The sequence below is a fragment of the Pantoea sp. X-Soil-OKNW-713 genome (assembly GCF_059730685.1).
Window position 1 is genome coordinate 1938419 of record NZ_AP035995.1, and the last position, 19434, is coordinate 1957852.

General features: G+C 56.1%; 14 protein-coding genes and 1 pseudogene. 8 read left to right on the top strand and 7 right to left on the bottom strand.

Annotated features, from left to right (window positions below; genetic code table 11):
• Positions 1-69: 69 nt before the first annotated feature.
• The 5 genes from AC6I8R_RS09005 (at position 70) to AC6I8R_RS09025 (ending at position 5827) form a co-directional block, all read left to right on the top strand.
• Entirely contained in the window at positions 70-1053 is a 984-nt protein-coding gene (locus AC6I8R_RS09005; RefSeq protein ID WP_013508922.1) for an arabinose ABC transporter substrate-binding protein, read from the top strand.
• A 113-nt stretch (positions 1054-1166) separates the two neighbouring features.
• On the top strand, positions 1167-2687 hold the full coding sequence (gene araG / locus AC6I8R_RS09010) for an L-arabinose ABC transporter ATP-binding protein AraG (protein WP_021185180.1): 1521 nt from the start codon (positions 1167-1169) through the stop codon (positions 2685-2687).
• Between the two features lie 17 nt (positions 2688-2704).
• Positions 2705-3691 carry an L-arabinose ABC transporter permease AraH gene (araH, locus tag AC6I8R_RS09015; RefSeq protein WP_021185179.1) on the top strand — a complete coding sequence of 329 codons (987 nt, stop codon included), beginning with the start codon at positions 2705-2707 and terminating at the stop codon, positions 3689-3691.
• 100 nt (positions 3692-3791) lie between these two features.
• On the top strand, positions 3792-4709 hold the full coding sequence (gene araC, locus AC6I8R_RS09020; RefSeq protein WP_013508925.1) for an arabinose operon transcriptional regulator AraC: 918 nt from the start codon (positions 3792-3794) through the stop codon (positions 4707-4709).
• A 77-nt stretch (positions 4710-4786) separates the two neighbouring features.
• The gene (locus AC6I8R_RS09025; RefSeq protein WP_415175083.1) at positions 4787-5827 is read left to right on the top strand and encodes an oxidoreductase; all 1041 of its coding nucleotides are present in this window, start codon (positions 4787-4789) and stop codon (positions 5825-5827) included.
• Positions 5828-5875: 48 nt separating this feature from the next.
• Here the strand turns inward: AC6I8R_RS09025 and add are convergent, their stop codons facing one another.
• The 4 genes from add to manA all read right to left on the bottom strand — a co-directional run bounded on the left by add (position 5876) and on the right by manA (position 10118).
• Entirely contained in the window at positions 5876-6880 is a 1005-nt protein-coding gene (gene add / locus AC6I8R_RS09030) for an adenosine deaminase (RefSeq protein WP_497832136.1), read from the bottom strand.
• A 118-nt stretch (positions 6881-6998) separates the two neighbouring features.
• Entirely contained in the window at positions 6999-7199 is a 201-nt protein-coding gene (locus AC6I8R_RS09035) for a hypothetical protein (protein WP_415175085.1), read from the bottom strand.
• Positions 7200-7314: 115 nt separating this feature from the next.
• The gene (locus AC6I8R_RS09040) at positions 7315-8814 is read right to left on the bottom strand and encodes a YdgA family protein (protein WP_497832137.1); all 1500 of its coding nucleotides are present in this window, start codon (positions 8812-8814) and stop codon (positions 7315-7317) included.
• Positions 8815-8942: 128 nt separating this feature from the next.
• Positions 8943-10118 (bottom strand): mannose-6-phosphate isomerase, encoded by a 1176-nt coding sequence (manA, locus tag AC6I8R_RS09045; RefSeq protein WP_497832138.1) that lies wholly within the window; start codon positions 10116-10118, stop codon positions 8943-8945.
• A gap of 198 nt (positions 10119-10316) precedes the next feature.
• Between manA and fumC the strand changes: the two genes are divergently transcribed.
• Complete coding sequence (gene fumC, locus AC6I8R_RS09050; protein WP_021185171.1) at positions 10317-11714, top strand: class II fumarate hydratase; 1398 nt, start codon at positions 10317-10319, stop codon at positions 11712-11714.
• Positions 11715-11803: 89 nt separating this feature from the next.
• Here fumC and tus read toward each other — a convergent pair whose 3' ends face one another.
• Positions 11804-12733, bottom strand: coding sequence for a DNA replication terminus site-binding protein (tus, locus tag AC6I8R_RS09055; RefSeq protein WP_208725376.1), 930 nt, complete (start codon positions 12731-12733; stop codon positions 11804-11806).
• Positions 12734-12947: 214 nt separating this feature from the next.
• Between tus and AC6I8R_RS09060 the strand changes: the two genes are divergently transcribed.
• Entirely contained in the window at positions 12948-14147 is a 1200-nt protein-coding gene (locus AC6I8R_RS09060; protein ID WP_497832139.1) for an MFS transporter, read from the top strand.
• A 160-nt stretch (positions 14148-14307) separates the two neighbouring features.
• Positions 14308-14793, top strand: coding sequence for an RrF2 family transcriptional regulator (locus AC6I8R_RS09065; protein ID WP_021185167.1), 486 nt, complete (start codon positions 14308-14310; stop codon positions 14791-14793).
• Positions 14794-14918: 125 nt separating this feature from the next.
• On the opposite strand, the pseudogene oqxB reads toward AC6I8R_RS09065, so the two are convergent.
• A pseudogene (oqxB, locus tag AC6I8R_RS09070) lies at positions 14919-18072 on the bottom strand (multidrug efflux RND transporter permease subunit OqxB).
• Positions 18073-18090: 18 nt separating this feature from the next.
• Positions 18091-19245: an efflux RND transporter periplasmic adaptor subunit gene (locus AC6I8R_RS09075; RefSeq protein ID WP_021185165.1), complete on the bottom strand. Its 1155-nt coding sequence runs from the start codon at positions 19243-19245 to the stop codon at positions 18091-18093.
• Positions 19246-19434: the final 189 nt, after the last annotated feature.

Genomic DNA, 19434 nt, shown 5'->3' on the forward strand with positions numbered 1-19434 from the left:
ATCAGAGTGGTAGCGCTTACACCGATTCGTTTATTGCACGCTAAAAACATCATTGTGCCGGAGAGCATCATGCATAAATTCACTAAAGCGCTGGCGGCAGTTGGTCTTGCCGCGGTTATGTCACATTCCGCTATCGCCGAGACGATGAAGCTCGGTTTTCTTGTTAAACAACCGGAGGAACCCTGGTTCCAGACAGAGTGGCGCTTCGCCGATAAAGCCGGCAAAGATCTCGGCTTTGAGGTGATCAAAATTGCGGTACCGGATGGCGAAAAAACCCTGAATGCCATCGATAGCCTGGCCGCCAGTGGCGCGAAAGGTTTCGTCATCTGTACCCCGGATCCGAAACTGGGTTCGGCCATCATGGCGAAAGCCCGCAGTTACGACCTGAAGGTGATTGCGGTTGACGATCAGTTCGTCAACGCCAAAGGCAAACCGATGGACACCGTGCCACTGGTGATGATGGCCGCGACCAAAATTGGCGAGCGTCAGGGCCAGGAACTGTACAAAGAGATGCAGAAACGCGGCTGGGATGTGAAAGAAACCGGCGTAATGGCGATCACCGCTAACGAGCTGGATACCGCCCGCCGCCGTACCTCTGGCTCGATGGACGCGCTGAAAGCAGCGGGTTTCCCGGCTGCGCAGATCTACCAGGTGCCGACCAAATCCAATGATATCCCGGGCGCATTTGACGCCGGTAACTCCCTGCTGGTGCAGCACCCGAAAGTGAAACACTGGCTGATCATCGGCATGAATGACAACACCGTGTTAGGCGGCGTGCGCGCCACTGAAGGTCAGGGCTTTAAAGCACCCGACGTGATCGGTATTGGTATCAACGGGGTGGATGCTGTCAGTGAACTGTCGAAAGGGGAGCCAACCGGCTTCTATGGTTCGCTGCTGCCCAGCCCGGACGTACACGGCTATAAAAGCAGCCAGATGCTGTATGACTGGGTAACCAAAGGGAAAGAACCGGCGAAGTTTACTGAAGTGACCGACGTGGTGCTGATCACCCGCGATAACTTCAAAACTGAGCTGGCGAAAAAAGGGCTGATGTAAGTCGCCAAACCACAAGTGCGCTTATCCCCAGGCGCTTGATGGCCTGAGTTACCTGGGATAAGCGCGCTGCTTATGCAGTTGCGCACGAAGTATGAAGGCATAGAGGAGTCTCCATGAACACTGATCCTGCTTTTCTGTCGTTTCATGGCATCAGCAAAACTTTCCCTGGCGTTAAAGCGTTACAGGACATCTCGTTCAGCTGCCATGCCGGTGAAGTGCATGCGCTGATGGGCGAAAACGGCGCGGGTAAATCCACGCTGTTGAAAATTCTTAGCGGCAGCTACCAGCCGACGGCCGGCGAAATCCACATCAAAGGCCAGCCGGTGCGGTTTAATCACACCACCGAAGCGCTGGACGCGGGCGTGGCGATTATCTACCAGGAACTGCATCTGGTACCGGAAATGAGCGTGGCAGAGAATATTTACCTCGGTCAGATCCCGCATCGTCATGGTCTGGTGAACCGTAAGCTGCTGCGTTATGAAGCGGGCTTACAACTGCAAAATCTTGGCATGGATATCGATCCGGACATGCCGTTGAAGTACCTGTCGCTCGGACAGTGGCAGATGGTGGAAATTGCCAAAGCGCTGGCGCGCAATGCGCGCATTATCGCGTTTGATGAACCTACCAGCTCGCTGTCGGCACGCGAGATTGAGCATCTGTTCCGCGTCATCCGTCAGTTGCGTGAGCAGGGCCGGGTGGTGCTGTACGTATCGCATCGCATGGAGGAGATTTTTGCCCTGAGTGATGCCATCACGGTGTTTAAAGATGGTCGCTACGTACGTACTTTCACCGATATGAACAACACCCACCATGAAGACCTGGTTCAGGCGATGGTGGGCCGCAATCTGGGGGATATCTATGGTTACGCACCGCGTGATTTGGGCCCCGTGCGTTTGCAGTTGGACCAGGTGGAGGCGCAAGGTGTGCGTATGCCCATTTCGCTAGAGGTCCGGGCCGGTGAAATCGTCGGGTTGTTCGGTCTGGTCGGGGCCGGACGCAGTGAACTGATGAAGGGATTGTTTGGGGCAACCCGTCTGCGCGGCGGCAGCGTGTCGCTGGACGGTAAAAAACTCAATATCCGTCAACCGATTGATGCGATCCGTGCCGGAATTATGCTCTGCCCGGAAGACCGCAAAGCCGAAGGTATCATCCCGGTGCACTCGGTGCGTGACAACATCAACATCAGCGCGCGCCGCCATAATCTCACCGCCGGTTGTCTGATCAAACCCGGTTGGGAGGCGAAGAACGCTGACAGCCATATCCGCTCGCTCAATATCAAAACCCCGCATGCGCAACAGCTGATTATGAACCTGTCCGGCGGCAACCAGCAGAAGGCGATTCTGGGCCGCTGGCTGTCGGAGGAGATGAACGTGATCCTGCTGGATGAGCCAACGCGCGGTATTGATGTCGGGGCCAAGCACGAGATTTATAACCTGATTTATCAACTGGCAAACAAAGGCATTGCCGTGTTGTTTGCTTCCAGCGATTTGCCTGAAGTGATGGGCCTTGCCGACCGTATCGTGGTGATGCGCGAAGGTGAAATTGCCGGTGAACTGCCACACGACCGTGCCACGGAGCAGCTGACGCTGGGCCTGGCGATGCCGAAAACGACTCAAGCGGCCGCCGTGGCCTGATGTAAAGGAGAGCAATTATGGCTTCATCAACCACTTCTAATACGCCACCCGCGCAGCGCAGCGGCCTGCAACTGGGGCGTATCTGGGATAACTTCGGCATGCTGGTGGTGTTCGCGCTACTGTTTATTGCCTGTACTATTTTTGTCCCCAACTTCGGCTCTTTTATCAATATGAAAGGGCTGGGGCTGGCAATGTCGATGTCCGGTATGGTGGCGTGCGGCATGCTGTTCTGCCTCGCCTCCGGGGATTTTGACCTGTCGGTGGCTTCGGTTATCGCCTGTGCTGGCGTAGTGACCGCGGTGGTGATTAACCTGACCGAAAGTTTATGGATTGGTGTGGCGGCAGGGTTGTTGCTGGGCATGGCAACCGGGTTTGTTAACGGTTTCGTGATTGCGCGGCTAAAAATCAATGCCTTGATCACCACGCTGGCGACGATGCAGATTGTGCGCGGTCTGGCCTATATCTTCTCAGACGGTAAAGCGGTGGGGATTGAAGATGAGCGTTTCTTTACCCTCGGCTACGCCAACTGGTTCGGTTTACCGGCACCGATCTGGCTGACTATCGCTACCATGATCATCTTCGGTTTCCTGCTGAATAAAACCACCTTTGGCCGCAACACGCTGGCGATTGGCGGTAACGAGGAAGCCGCCCGTCTTGCCGGTGTGCCGGTGGTGCGTACCCGCATCATCATCTTTATCCTCTCCGGGCTGGTGTCAGCGGCGGCGGGGATCATTCTGGCTTCACGTATGACCAGCGGCCAGCCGATGACCTCGCTGGGATACGAGTTGATTGTCATCTCTGCCTGCGTGTTGGGTGGGGTGTCGCTGAAAGGTGGCATTGGCAAGATTTCCTACGTGGTTGCCGGGGTACTGATCCTTGGTACGGTTGAGAATGCGATGAATCTCTTGAATATTTCGCCCTTCTCACAGTATGTGGTGCGCGGTTTGATATTGTTAGCAGCGGTGATTTTTGACCGCTACAAACAGAAAAATAAAGCCGCCTGAGTGCAGCCATTCAGTAGCGGCGCGATTTATCGCGCGCCCTGGCAACCGCACGATAAATCGTGCCGCTACGGTAATCAATCACGCGAAAAGTGAGGGCATTATGTACCACCGTGAACCCCCTGTGGCACAACAAAACCCATTATTGCCGGGTTACCCCTTTAATGCCTGGCTGGTGGCCGGACTGACACCGATTACCGCCGATGGCCCGCTCGATTTTTTTATCGACCGGCCACTCGGTATGAAAGGCTATATCCTCAACCTGACCATCAAGGGTGAAGGTCGGGTATTTGATGGTGAGCAGTCATTCGACTGTCTGCCGGGTGATATGCTGCTGTTTCAACCGAAAACCCCGCATTACTATGGCCGTGCGCCGGACAGCCCATGCTGGTTCCATCGCTGGGTCTATTTCCGCCCGCGTGCCTACTGGACCGACTGGCTGCAATGGCAGGATGAAACCCAGGGGGTGGGGCGCCTGCGTCTGCCAGAAGCGCAGCGTGCGGAGTTTGATCGCCTGTTCGCCAGTATCGAACAAACCCATAACTCCGGACGACGTTTCGCCGAGGAGCTGGCGATGAACCTGCTGGAACGTCTGCTGCTGCGTGCTGTAGAGGAAGATCCGCGCAGCCATCAGCAAATCCGCGATCCGCGCGTGATTGAAGCCTGCCAGTACGTGACCAACCATCTCGCCAGTGAAGTGAAGATTGAGGAGGTGGCGCGTCATGTCTGTCTGTCACCTTCCCGTCTTGCCCATTTGTTCCGCGAGCAGATGGGGATCAATCTGCTGCGCTGGCGCGAGGATCAGCGCGTGATCCGTGCGAAATTGCTGTTGCAGACCACCCAGGAACCGATCGCCTCGGTGGGGCGTGAAGTCGGCTATGATGACCAACTCTATTTCTCGCGTGTGTTCCGCAAACGCGTCGGGGTTAGTCCGAGTGATTTTCGTCGTCGCAGCCAGGATGCACACGATGCGCTGGTGGCTCAGGAGAGCTGGCAACCGGCACGGAGTGCGATATCCTGAGTTTTCCGCTGATTCCCGCTTGTCCGTACGCGCTGATTCGTCTTAAATCAGTCAGGTAACGAACAAGAGGAATGAGAATGAGCGATAAACTTCGTGTCGGCCTGATAGGCTACGGATTTGCCAGCAAAACCTTCCATGCACCGTTGATCGCCGGGACCCCGGATGTTGAACTGGCGGCGATCTCCAGCAGCGATGCAGCCAAAGTGCACGCTGACTGGCCATCGGTGCAGGTGGTGAGCGATCCCCAGACGCTGCTGGACGATCCGACATTGCATCTGATTGTAATTCCTACCCCGAACGATACCCACTTCCCTCTGGCGAAAGCGGCGCTGAACGCCGGTAAACATGTGGTGGTCGATAAACCTTTTACGGTCACCCTGTCACAGGCGCGCGAACTGGATGCGCTGGCGAAGGCCAAAGGGTTGCTGCTGTCGGTGTTCCATAATCGCCGCTGGGACAGTGACTTCCTGACGCTGAAATCGCTGCTGGCGGATGGCACGCTGGGCGAGATCCGTTATCTGGAATCGCACTTTGATCGCTTCCGCCCGGAAGTCCGTCAGCGCTGGCGCGAGATGAAAGGGCCGGGTAGCGGCATCTGGTTCGATCTCGGACCGCATGTACTTGACCAGGCGTTGCAGCTGTTTGGTACGCCAGTGGCAATCAATGTGGATATGGCGGAGTTGCGCACTGGCGCGCAAACCACCGACTATTTCCACGCCACGCTGACCTATCCACAACGCCGCGTGGTGCTGCATGCCAGCATGCTGGTGGCGGCGGAGTCAGCGCGTTTTATTGTGCACGGCACCCGTGGTAGCTACGTCAAATATGGCCTCGACCCGCAGGAAGATCGCCTGAAGGCGGGTGAACGCCCGCCTAAAGAGGAGTGGGGCTACGATATGCGTGATGGCGTGCTAACGCTGGCTGAAGGCGAAGTGATGGTGGAAAAAGCACTGCTGACGCTGCCAGGTAACTATCCGGCCTATTATGCGGCAGTGCGTGACGCCATTGCCGGTACCGGTGCGAATCCGGTGACGGCAGAGGAAGCTATCCAGGTGATGGAGTTAATCGAGCTGGGTCTGCAATCGGCGGAAAAACGCCAGACATTGTCATTGAAGTAATTTTCGTAATGATCGTAACGGCGCGATTTATCGCGCCGTTACGGCATGTCAACGTGATCCTGCCACGCGCGCGCGCAACGCGGCTTTTTCGGCGTCACTCAGAAACGCAATGGTCACGCCATTTTCCTGCGCCTGACGTATCTCAGCCGCAGTCAGTCCTGCCTGTGGTGCCGCTACCTGATACTCATGCGCCAGCTCAATGCCCTGCACGGCCGGGTCGTCGGTGTTGATGGTGGCGAGAATACCGTGGTTGAGGAACGCCTTCAGTGGATGGCTGGCAAATGAGGCGACGGTACTGGTCTGAATATTTGACGTCAGGCAGGATTCGATACCAATTTTCTGCTCGGCAAGGAAATCCATCAACGCACGATCTTCGATCGCTTTTACACCGTGGCCGATACGCTCGGCACCTAACTCGCGAATGGCCTGCCAGATGCTTTCCGGGCCAGCGGCTTCACCGGCATGCACCGTAATACGGAAGCCGGCATCGCGAGCGCGATTGAAGTGACTGAGGAATTCGCTACCCGGGAAACCGAGTTCGTCACCGGCCAGATCGACGGCAGTAATGCCATCGCGATGTGCCAGCAAACCCTCCAGTTCGCGCAGACAGGCTTCCTCACCAAAGGTGCGGCTCATAATGCCGATTAAACGAACATCGACACCGTACTGCTGGACACCCGCCCGCACGCCATCAATGACCGCCTCCACCACACCGGCAATCGGCAACTGGTGGGTCATCGCCATATAACCCGGCGAGAAGCGTAGTTCCGCGTAATGGATACCGGCACGCGCCGCATCCTCGACGTTTTCCAGCGCAATGCGACGGCAGGCATCGAGATCGCCCAACACCTTAACGCCCCAGTCGAGTTTTTGCAGAAAGCTCACCAGATCCGGTTCGTTGGCGGTGACCTGCACATGCGGGCGCAGCGCCTCAAGGGTGGTAGCGGGCAGGGCAAGATTAAACTGGCGACCTAAATCGAGGATGGTTTGGGCACGGATGTTGCCATCAAGGTGGCGGTGGATGTCGGTCAGAGGGATTTTTGCATCAATCATGTCGCACTCGCTGAGTTATCGTAAAGTGCAGAGCATTATAAAAATATCTTGCGCAACAACGCCAGCGATTTGCGCAAATGGTGCAGTGGATGCTGCATAAAGCAGCATCCACTCTGGTTCAACCGGCTTGCAGGGCGACGATTAAGCGATTGAGTCCCTCATCCAGTTTGGCACGCGGGCACCCGGTCCAATTGATGTGGATTAACTTATCGGCGGTTATTGCGCCACGTTGTTGCAATATGGCTTGCCCTTCCGGCCGGATTGAATCATTGAATGTGGCGACCGCCAGCCGAGGTGCAGACGTTGATTGTTCCGCCACAGCTACTTCCCGGACAGAAATAATCCGTAGCGGCGCGATTTATCGCGTGGGTTTTGGCCAGGGTATTAAGGCCAAAGGTGCGCGATAAATCGCTCCGCTACAAGGTGTTAAACAGTTACTCCGGCATACCTTCGCTGGTTTGGCTACCCAGCATATAACGCGACAGGAACTGCTCCAGCGACAGCTTGTCACCGTTCATGGTCACCTGACCGTTGGCGTATTGCAGGCTGGTGGTGATGTTGTCATCCTGCTGCTGCGTGAGGCGGAACATCTGTCCCATCGCCGCCAGACCTTTTACCTGCTGATCGGCCATCTTTTGCGCATCATCGCTTTGATAACCTTCCGCCAGACCGACATGACGCATCACTTCGGTCGCCATCGGCATATTGATCACCAGCTTGCCATCAAGGGTTTTCAGCACGCGATCGACTGCGGCTCCCAGGGTTTGCGCTTCACCGGTCACACTCGCCGGATCGTTGAAACCGACATTCAGGTTAAAGGTGCTTTCGCCTTTGTCGTTTTTCCAACTGAGCGGCGCAATGCTGAGCGTTGGTGAACCTTTCAACAGGGTCGGCAGGTTGTTCATCAGAATGGTATGCACACCCTCCTGATAGCGGATGGGATCATCCATCAGGCCTGGCTGGTTCAGCAGGTTTTGAATTTGCGTGTTGTAGGTATCGGAGAAGGCTTTGACCGCCTGGGCATCAAACTGCGCCAGTTTCATCGTGACTTTCGCCTCACCAAACGGCTGTTTTTGCAGACTGATATTACCGACCTGGTAATCAATCTGGCCGCCAATTTTGCCGTCTTTGTTATCGAATGATGAGGTGCCGTTCATTTTTTCCAGCGTCAGACCTTCCTGGCCGTTGACGCTGGCGGTCAGCTTGTCCAGGGTGATCTGTTGATCGCCGACGCGCACCCCTTCCGGACTGAGATGGGTATCACCGCTCACCTTCAGACCGTTGAGCGTAAACAGCACCGGCTGGTTGACTTCGTTCTTGCTGGCAAACGCAATGCTGGAGAAATCCCCCTGCACACCTACGTTGTTGCCTTGCTGATCGGCGCTGACGTTCAGGGTGCCGCCGTTGGTCGCCAGGCGCACACCGTTTTGCACATCCTGATAGTCGGCTGGCAGCAGGGTCAAGGCGGTATCGGTCGCGCCGCTGTAACCAATGCGGGTATCGGCGTTGACCAGCGATTTGCCGTTGGTCAACTCAAACAATTTCTTCACCGCGTCGGTGTTTTCCAGCTCGCTATGTACCGAGGCCATGCTGGGGATCAGCACGCCGTGCTTCAGCTGAGAAAAAGGGAAGGGGCCGTGATCGATGACGGTGTCCAGCACAATGCTCTGACCCGGCTTCAGTAGCGGGTTGTCTTCGGTTTGCGAGCTGGCTTGCAGCACCAGTTTGGCCTTGCTGCTAAACAGGCCGCGCTGGTAATCCTGATAGCTGAGCGTCAGACGGCTGTTGGGCGCATACGCATTGATTTGCGTATTGGCGTTTTGCACCATCTGATCAATGTGGCTTTCCAGTTGCTTGCCGGTGAACCAGGCGGCGCCGGTCCAGATTACCCCGAGGGCTACAATCACACCTACGGCAACCTTGGTCTTTTTCATCGCTGAGTCGTCCTTATCCTTGCGTCCGCAGGCACCTGGTGTGTGCGGCGGGTGAAGAAAAACGCCCGCAGGCGTTTTAAATTAATAGTTTGAAAATGATAGCAGTTAACCGGACGGTCGTCAGCCGCTTATGGGAGGGTATTGAAGACGCGTGCCAGGCGACCATGACCTGCGGCCGTCACCGGTGACTCGCTGGCGGCAATAAAGCAGGATTCACCCGGTTGCAGCACCAGCTGCTGACCTGATTTCTCAATCACCGCCTGACCTTCAATGCAGAACAACAACGCGGCGCTTTGTTGTGCCAACGCTTGTGGTTGGTCATGCAGGGTGTGAATAGCGAAGGCAAAATCGTCCACCGGAATCGGGAAGTTCAGCGTGTCGCCCTGTTGCTGTGGTTGTGTCAGCAAAGTCGCGGCGGGTTTGGCGTGGAATTTCAGGTTCGCCAGCAGTTCCGGGATATCAATAAACTTCGGCGTCAGACCGGCGCGCAGCACGTTATCCGAGTTGGCCATCACCTCCAGCGCCACCCCCTTCAGATAGGCATGTGGGGTTTCCGCAAACAAAAACATCGCTTCACCCGGTTGCAGGGTAATGACGTTCAACAGCAACGGCGAGAACAGGCCGTTGTCGTCAGGATAATCTGTCGCAATGCTTTTAATTGTCTGCCAGGGTTCGCCTTCGTGGGCGTTCAACGCCGCTTTTAACACGCCGAGCGCCCGTGATTTCGCCTCATCGGTCAGCGACAGCAGGGTGGTAAACAAGGTGACCAGATTGGCTTCATCGGCATGCTCAAGGAAGTGGGCGATCTGCGGATGTGCGCCCGCAACCGGCTCGAACAGCGAAACAATTTCATGCAGCTCACGAAAGCCATTCATCGCCTGAAAAGGGGTCAGCGCGTAGACCAACTCCGGCTTGTGGTTAGCATCCTTGTAGTTGCGCTCGGCAGCGCTCAGAGGGATCCCGGCCGCATTCTCGCGCGCAAAGCCTACTTCGGCGGCGCTTTTGCTTGGATGGACCTGGATCGATAGCGCCTGATCGGCACACAGCACTTTAAACAGAAACGGCAGCTCACCAAAACGTTGCGCGACAGCGTCACCCAGCATGGCGGTTTTATTACTCTCAATCACATCACGCAGTGACCGCGTCTCTCCATTGATCTCGACGGTGGAAGGGCTTTTGGGATGTGCCCCCATCCAGAGTTCAGCCATCGGTAATCCTTGCGGGTTAGCGATGCCATACAGTTCGGTCAGCGCGGTTGTGCTGCCCCATGCGTAATTTTGCAGCGAATTGTTCAATTTTTGCATCATTCATCCCCGATAACGATAAGGCTATAAGCATTTTAAGGCATAAACAGCCATTGAAAATACATCAATAAGTGCAATAAATGCGAATGACTCTCATAATGTAAAATTCTGAAAAGTGACAATCTTGCCCGCTCAGTCGATCGCGCATGACGTGACGCTGAGCCTAAACCTCAATATCTGAGTTAAGGAGACGTAGTCATGGCAGCCCATCGCATTGAAAAAGACTCAATGGGACCGATTGAAGTACCGGCAGATAAGTTGTGGGGCGCGCAAACGCAGCGTTCACTGGAACATTTCCGTATCTCGACAGAAAAAATGCCGGTTGCGTTGGTGCATGCGTTGGCGCTGACTAAACGTGCGGCGGCCCAGGTTAACCGCGATCTTGGTCTGTTACCGGCCGAACGTGCTGATGCGATTATGAAAGCGGCTGACGAAGTGCTGGCCGATAAGCACAGCGATGAGTTCCCGCTGGCAATCTGGCAGACCGGTTCCGGCACGCAGACCAACATGAACATGAATGAAGTGCTGGCGAACCGTGCCAGCGAGATTCTGGGTGGTGAGCGCGGCATGGCGCGTCTGGTCCATCCGAATGATGACGTGAATAAAAGCCAAAGCTCCAACGATGTGTTCCCTACCGCGATGCATGTTGCGGCGGTGATCGCCGTGCGCGAACAATTGATTCCGCAATTGCAGGTGCTGAAAAAAACGCTGAACGACAAAGCTGAAGCGTTTAAAGACATCGTCAAAATTGGCCGTACCCATTTGCAGGATGCGACCCCGCTCACCCTGGGCCAGGAGATCTCCGGCTGGGTGGCGATGCTCGAACATAACCTCAAACATATCGAACACAGCATCCCGCATCTGGCCGAACTGGCGTTGGGCGGCACAGCGGTAGGCACCGGTCTGAATACCCACCCGGAGTATGCGGTACGGGTAGCTAAAGCGCTGGCGGAATTGACCAACCAGCCGTTTGTTACGGCACCGAATAAATTTGAAGCGCTGGCAACGGTTGATGCGCTGGTGCATGCGCACGGCGCGCTGAAAGGTCTGGCGGCGTCACTGATGAAAATCGCCAACGATGTGCGCTGGCTGGCATCCGGTCCACGTTGCGGCATTGGCGAACTCTCCATCCCGGAAAATGAGCCGGGTAGTTCGATCATGCCGGGCAAAGTGAACCCGACGCAGTGCGAAGCGCTGACGATGCTGAGCTGCCAGGTGCTGGGTAATGATGTGGCGGTCAACGTGGGGGGCGCATCCGGTAACTTCGAGCTGAACGTGTTCCGTCCGATGGTGATCCATAACTTCCTGCAATCGATTCGTCTGTTGGCTGATGGCATGGACAGTTTCAACCACCATTGTGCCGTCGGCATCGAACCGAACCGCGACCGTATCGAACAACTGCTGAACGAGTCGCTGATGTTGGTCACTGCGCTCAATACCCATATCGGCTATGACAAAGCGGCGGAAATCGCCAAAAAAGCCCATAAAGAAGGGCTTACCCTGAAAGGTTCGGCGCTGAAGCTGGGCTATCTGACCGAAGAACAATTCGATGCCTGGGTACGCCCGGAAGAGATGGTTGGCAGCATGAAGGCGTAAGCAAAATCCGTAGCGGCGCGATTTATCGCGCGATTTCGTGCGCGAAGTCAGGAAAAACCGCGCGATAAATCGCGCCGCTACGGCCATCATCAGGCCAGTCGATCGCACCACAGATGCAGGCGCGGAATAATCAGATGCAAGGGCTCAGCCTGTGGCTTATAACGATGCGCCACATTGTCCGCATCATAATCCAGTAACTCACCCAGCACCGGCACCTGGCTGCGGTCGCGGCATAGCACCAGCAGTGGAGAAGGGCAGGCCAGTTGGGTTTGCTTCTTTTCATCGGCACGCCAGACACGGGCCACCGGTTGAACTTTGACCGGACGCTTGATTTTCAGGCGGGCTGTGATCGGCAAATCGCGCACCGTTTCCAGTTCCTGCTGCACTTTCTCGGCCCACTGCTCACGGGTCCACGGGGCCTGAGCACGATTGGCTTTCAGGCTGCGCTCCAGCAACTCGATGATCTCATCGCGTTTAACGTTTTTAATGATGTTCTTATTCGCCCAACCGAAACGCAGGCTATCCGGGGAATCCAGCAGGGTGACATTGCGGTAGGCATTCAGGGTGATCAACCCGCGTAAATGTTGGTGAACAAACTCAAAGCGCGCTTCGCTGGGCAGGCCGGACTCCACGGTGATCAACTGCTCCAGCCGCTGTTTCAGCGTATTAATTTCCGCTACCTGCCGGGTAATGATGTCGCTGGCGTGCTCATCCGCCTCAATGCAGATTGCGCCGGGCAGTCGTACCGCGGCTTTGGTGCTGAGTTTTTCTGACTGGTGCTGCATAAACAGCCGACAATAATGGGTGAGGGCCATCTCACGGGCGGCGCTCCCCAGATGCTGGGTGACTTTGATGCGTGATATCTCGTCGTGTTCATGGCCTTTTTCGATATCCGGCAAACCAAAAACCCGCGCGATCAATAGAGGTTGCTGCTCCACTTGTTGACGCAACGCGCCCAGATGCTGCTCCAGCGCGTTTACGCAGGCATGCAGATCGGCGATCAAATCGTAACGAGCCATAGGACGTCTCCATAGTTACAACATACCAAATGTGGCAGGGGATCGACGCGATAGCAAGCACGGTTTATAATTACAACATACTTTTAGTTTGCTGTTTTTTGCCGCAGGTTTGCCAGCCTCGTTGTAAGGATTGCGATAACCAGCGGGCATAAGCATTTTTCGTGATCGATGAACGTGTTATAACAAATGCTTCGCCTGCTATCGGAATATTCATGTGGAGCATTACGCAAAGCCCGGCGTTCCCGCCATTATCACTCTCGGGCTGGTTCAGATCCTCTCCTGGGGTGGTTCATTTTACCTGATGGCGGTAATGGCCAATCCCATCGTCGCAGAAACTGGCTGGTCGCAGCAGTGGGTTTACGGTGCGTTGTCGCTCGGCATTCTGGTTTCAGGATTACTGGCCCCGCTGAGCGGCAGGCTTATCGCGCGCGCGCGTGGGCGCGCATTGCTGGCCGGAAGCGGCGCAGTAATGGCGATTGGGCTGGTGGTGATGGGGTTGAGCCACAGTTTGCTGTTATTCCTGTCTGCCTGGGTCATTATCGGTATTGGCATGGCGATGGGTTTGTACGATGCCTTGTTTGCCACGCTCGGAACCCTGTATGGCGGGCAAGCGCGCGGGGCGATCACCGGCATCACGCTGATTTCCGGTTTTTGCACCACGCTGGTGTGGCCGGGTACGGCGTTGCTCATTCACTGGCTGGAGTGGCGTGGCGCCTGTTTTGCCATTGCGCTGCTGTTATGCGTGGCGGTGCTCCCCGCGTATTTCTATGCTTTGCCGCCGCCGACGGCAAAGAACAAAGAGACAACGCCCGTCAGGGCTGCCACGACTAGCGATTTGGCTCCCGGTCTGTTCTGGTTGCTATGCAGCATCTTCACGCTGGCTTCGGTGATTATGACCGCCATCTCGGTGCAGTTGATCACGCTGTTGCAGGCCAGCGGCCATTCTCTGACGGCGGCACTGGCGATCAGCGCCATTCTTGGTCCCTGTCAGGTAGGTTCGCGTATCGTCGATATCGCGTTTAAACGGGGTCATCCTGTCTGGACCACGTTTTTCTCAGTGGGTCTGGTTGCCGTGGGTTTGCTGTTGCTGGCCTGTTTTCCGCAGTTTGCGTTGCTGAGTATGGTGCTGTACGGTGCCGGAAATGGTTTGCGTGCCATTGTCCGGGGAACTTTACCGCTGGTGATGGTCAAACCAGAAGCCTATGCGGTAGTGGTGGGGCGGATGGCACGTCCGGCGCTGATTGGTCAGGCGTTGACACCACTACTGGGCGGCTATGTTTTTCAACAGTTGGGGGCGAACGCCACGCTGTGGATGCTTTGCCTGTTGGCATTGATTAACGTGCTGTTGGTGATGGTGCTGAAGCAAAAATTGCCGCAGCCCAACCCGCAGTCAGAAAGGGGAGTGATAAACTAAGCAGCCTGTGCGCTTGTGTCTGAGGAAATGATGAATACGTGCCTTGATCACAGTCGCTCGCTTCTAAAAAGCAACAGTGTTTGTTATATTTATTGCTCAATGATTACTCACTGCCGCGGCATGAAAACAACAAGATAGACCGCAACTCAGGATTAAAGAAATGCTTGATTACCGCTTCCCGACAGCTTTGCAGATGGTTTTGAGCGTAGCGATGGCGGAGCAATTGGGTAAACGCTCGACCAGTGCCATTCTGGCTTATGGCCTGGAGGCGAACCCCAGTTTCATTCGGAAACTTATGGTTCCGCTGACACGCGATGGCATCATTGTCTCGACGCTTGGCCGTACCGGTTCGATTCATCTGGGCCGTCCTGCCAGCGAGATCACCCTGCGCGATATCTATACCTCGGTGATTGAAGACAAAAAACTTTGGGCCTCGCGCCCGGATGTCGCGCCGCGTTGTCTGGTAAGCGCCAACCTGTGCTGGTACTTCAAATCGATTGCTGATGAAGCCGAACAAGCCTCCCTGAAGGTGCTGGAAAAACGCACCGTGGCGGATGCGCTGGCTGAACTGAAAAAACGTGACACCAGCAACTGCGAACCCCTGCCAGACTTCGAAATCGAAGACTTCTGCAAGAAATCCCGCTGACATTCCCTGGAGCGCGTTGCTGCGCTCCCGCCCCATTCGGTAGCGGCGCGATTTATCGCGCGATTTTTCAGGCATAAAAAATCCGGGCACCTGGCCCGGATTTTTACATCAACACAGACTACAAATCACACCGTCTGCACTTCACCTTCCGGCTGTTTCCGTGTCACCAGTTTACGCAGCGTCACATAAAACACCGGCGTCAGGAACAGGCCGAACAAAGTCACGCCCAGCATGCCGGAGAACACGGTAATCCCGGTAACACCTCGCACTTCGGCACCGGCACCTTCTCCGAGAATCAGCGGGATGGTCCCGGCGATAAAGGCGATGGAGGTCATGACGATGGGGCGCAGACGCAGACGACAAGCTTCCAGCGCGGCCTCAACAATCCCTTTACCCTGCATCTCCAGCTCGCGGGCAAACTCGACAATAAGAATCGCGTTTTTACACGCCAGCCCCATCAGAACCACCAGCCCCACCTGCACAAACACGTTGTTATCACCGCCGGTCAGCCACACGCCAACCAGCGCCGACAGCATGGTGACCGGGCACAATCAGGATCACCGCCAGCGGTAACGTCCAGCTTTCGTACAACGCTGCCAGTACCAGGAAGGCCAGCAGCACCGACACCGGGAACACAATAAACGCAGCATTACCCTGGGTGGATTGCTGATAACTGAGATCGGTCCACTCAATGTTCATTCCATTCGGCAGCACCTGATTGGCGAGCGCTTCCACTTTGGTCATGGCCTGCGCCGATGACAGCACGCGAGGGTCAGCGTCACCAATCAAATCCGCCGCCGGGTAGCCGTTATAACGGATCACCGGATCAGGGCCGTAGGTGGTGGTGATATTCACCATGCTGCCGATTGGCACCATCTCGCCGCGATCGTTACGGGTGCGCAGATTAGCAATATCCTGCACGCTGTCGCGGAAATCGCCATCTGCTTGCGCCATCACACGCCAGGTACGACCAAACTTATTGAAGTCATTGACATAGGATGAGCCGAGATACACCTGAAGGGTGCTGAACAAATCGGTCAGCGACACGCCCTGTGCTTTGGCTTTATCACGATCAACCTGCACATCCAACTGCGGAACGTTGGCTTGATAGGAGGAGATCGGGAACATCATGCCAGGCGTCTGCATCACCGCACCGGAGAGGGTGTTGATCGCCGTTTGCAGCTCGCCATAACCCAGGCCAGCACGATCCTGCACGTAAAGGGAATAACCTGAACCCTGGCCGAGGCCCAAAATCGGCGGTGGCATGATGGAGAAACCAAAGCCCGCCTGAATTTTACTGATTTTGGCATTCAGCTCAGCGTTGATTTCCGCCGCACTGCGTTTACGCTGGTCAAACGGCTTGAGGCCAAAGAACACCGTCCCGGTATTGGGGGTATTGGTAAACTGCAAGGCGTTCAGGCCGGGGAAGGCGACCGCATAATCCACGCCTTCGGTATTCATACCGATCTCGCTCATCTTACGGATCACTTCATCGGTACGCGCCAGTGATGAGCCTTCCGGCATCTTCACGCCACCAATCAGGTACAGCTTATCCTGGGTTGGGATAAAGCCACCCGGTACGCTGTGGAACATCCAGCCCGCGCCTGCCAGCAGCAGCACATAGACGCCAAACACCGCACCACGCCGCCGCAGGGTTTTACTGACCATCGATTGATATCCGTCAGCACTGCGCTGGAAAAAGCGGTTGAACGGACGGAACAACCAGCCCAGCAACCGGTCAATCAGGCGCGACGGCATATCTTTCGGCGCATGATGATCCTTCAGCAGTTTCGCCGCCAGAGCCGGAGAAAGCGTCAGCGAGTTAATCGCCGAAATCACCGTCGAAATGGCGATGGTAACCGCGAACTGTTTATAGAACTGACCGGTAACGCCGGACAGGAACGCCATCGGCACAAACACCGCACACAGCACCAGCGCGATAGCGATAATCGGACCGGAGACTTCACGCATCGCCTGATGCGCTGCCGCGGTGGGCGATAACCCTTGCTCGATATTACGTTCGACGTTCTCCACCACCACAATGGCGTCATCCACCACGATACCGATGGCGAGCACCAGACCAAACAGGCTCAGGGTGTTAAGTGAGAAGCCGAGCAAATACAAGACGCTAAAGGTCCCCACCACTGAAACCGGCACCGCCAGCAACGGAATGATCGACGCACGCCAGGTTTGCAGGAACAGAATCACCACCAACACCACCAGCACAATCGCTTCCATCAGCGTCTGTACCACGGCCTTGATCGAATCCCGCACGAACACCGTCGGGTCATAGGGCGCGGCCCACTGCACATCGTCCGGGAAGCGGGTCGCCAGTTCAGCCATTTTGGCGCGCACCGCGTTGGAGAGATCGATGGCGTTAGCCCCCGGTGCCTGGAAGATACCGATACCGACCGCATCTTTATTATTAAGCTGTGAACGTAGCGCATAGCTGCCAGAACCCATCTCAATACGGGCGACATCACGCAGACGCACCAGAGAACCGTCATCGGCGGTTTTCAGGATGATATTGCCGAACTGCTGCTCGCTCTCCAGTCGTCCCTGGGTGTTGATCGACAGCAGGAAATCGCTCTCTTTCTTCAACGGTTCTGCGCCGAGCTGCCCGGCAGAAACCTGCACGTTTTGCTCCTGCATCGCCGTCACCACATCCGAAGCGGTCAGGCCACGCGCCGCCACTTTATTGGGATCAAGCCAGACGCGCATCGCATACTCACCGGCCCCGAAGATCTGAATCTGTCCTACGCCCGGCAGGCGGGCCAGTTCGTCTTTGACCTTCAGGGTGGCGTAGTTACGCAGATAGAGCGAGTCGTACTTACCCTGCGGCGAAAACAGATGTACCACCAGCGTCAGGGTCGGCGACTGCTTCTGTGTGGTCAGGCCCAGTTGGCGCACGGCCTCTGGCAGGCGCGCTTCCGCCTGTGCCACACGGTTCTGCACCTGAACCTGCGCCTGGTCAGGGTCAGTACCCGGACGGAAGGTGACGGTGGTCACCAGCACGCCATCGGAACCGGCCACTGATTTCATATACATCATATTTTCCACCCCGTTGATCGCCTCTTCCAGTGGCGTCGCCACCGAGTCGGCAATCACTTTGGGGTTGGCGCCGGGGTATTCTGCGCGCACCTGCACGCTGGGCGGCACCACATCGGGATATTCACTGATCGGCAGCAACGGAATGGCGATCAGCCCGGTAACAAATATCAAAATCGACAGCACAGCCGCGAAAATTGGCCGGTCGATAAAAAAGCGGGAGAAATCCATAACAGGCAGTCTCGATAATTATTGGGCGGCGCGCATCGCGACCGTTTGCGCAGTGACCGGCATGCCGGGCATAAACACTTTCTGCAAACCGTTAACGATCACCTTGTCTCCGGGTTTCAGTCCGTTCTGCACCACGCGCAGGCCATTCGCCAACTCGCCTGGCTGGATGTCACGGCGCTGGGCCTTACCGCTGGCATCGACCACGTAGACATACTTACGGTCCTGATCGGTCAGCACCGCTTTATCGTCAATCAGCAACGCGGTGAAATCGGCGCTACCGGGCAGACGTACGCGGGCAAACAGACCTGGCGTGAACTGACGCTGCTGGTTATCCAGCGTGGCCCGCATGCGGATGGTGCCGGTGCTGGCGGTCAACTGGTTATCGAGAAAATCGACTTTGCCCGGATGCGGATAGCCTTGCTCGCCGGTCAGGCCGATTTCCACTGGCAGCGCACCCCGGTTTTGTCCCTCACGGGCCATCGCCTGATAACGCAGATAGGTGGCTTCATCGACGTCGAAATAGACGTAGACGCGATCCTGCGACACCAGCGTGGTGAGGACGCTGGCGCTGTCACCGGCGGTCACCAGGTTACCGATAGTGATCATGGCGCGGCTGGCGCGACCATCAATCGGTGCGGTAACGCGGGTGAAATCGAGATTAAGTTGCGCCATATCTACCGCCGCCTGGGCCGACAGCACGGTAGCCTGTGCCTGGCTGGCCGCTGAACGACGCTGTTCTGCCTCTTCACGCGATACCGCCAGCGTGCCAATCAGCTTTTCGGTACGAGCCGACTCACTGCGTGCCAGCGCCGCCTGACTGCGGGCCTGCGCCAGTTCGGCCTGCGCCTGCTCCAGCGCCGCGCGATAGGTACGATCATCAATGGTGAACAGCACCTGGCCTTTTTTTACTTCATCGCCTTCGCGATAATTCACCTGATCGATATAGCCGGATACGCGCGGTCGCAGCTGCACGCTTTGCACCGCTTCGATACGACCATTAAAACTGTCCCACTGGCTGACTTTCTGCTGTACCACCTGCGCCACACTCACTTCAGGCGGTGGCGGTGGGGCGTTTTTCGCCACACCGCTATCACAGCCGGCCAGCAGGCTTCCCAGCAGCACCATTCCTGACAGGCTTACGCCCAGACGAACCCCATATGTCTGCAGATGCATTGTAGTTATTCCGCGTTAGTCAAAAAATTGAAAGGTCATGTACAAAAAATTTTGCAACTTTGACGGTTGCATTAAAACGGGATGAGTGTAGGCTTGTGCAAACTGCTTCTGCAAGAATATCTGATACACTTTAAGTGCGGTTTTGATCGCAACGGATCATGCAGGGTAATACCCCTACGCGAAGTGCGG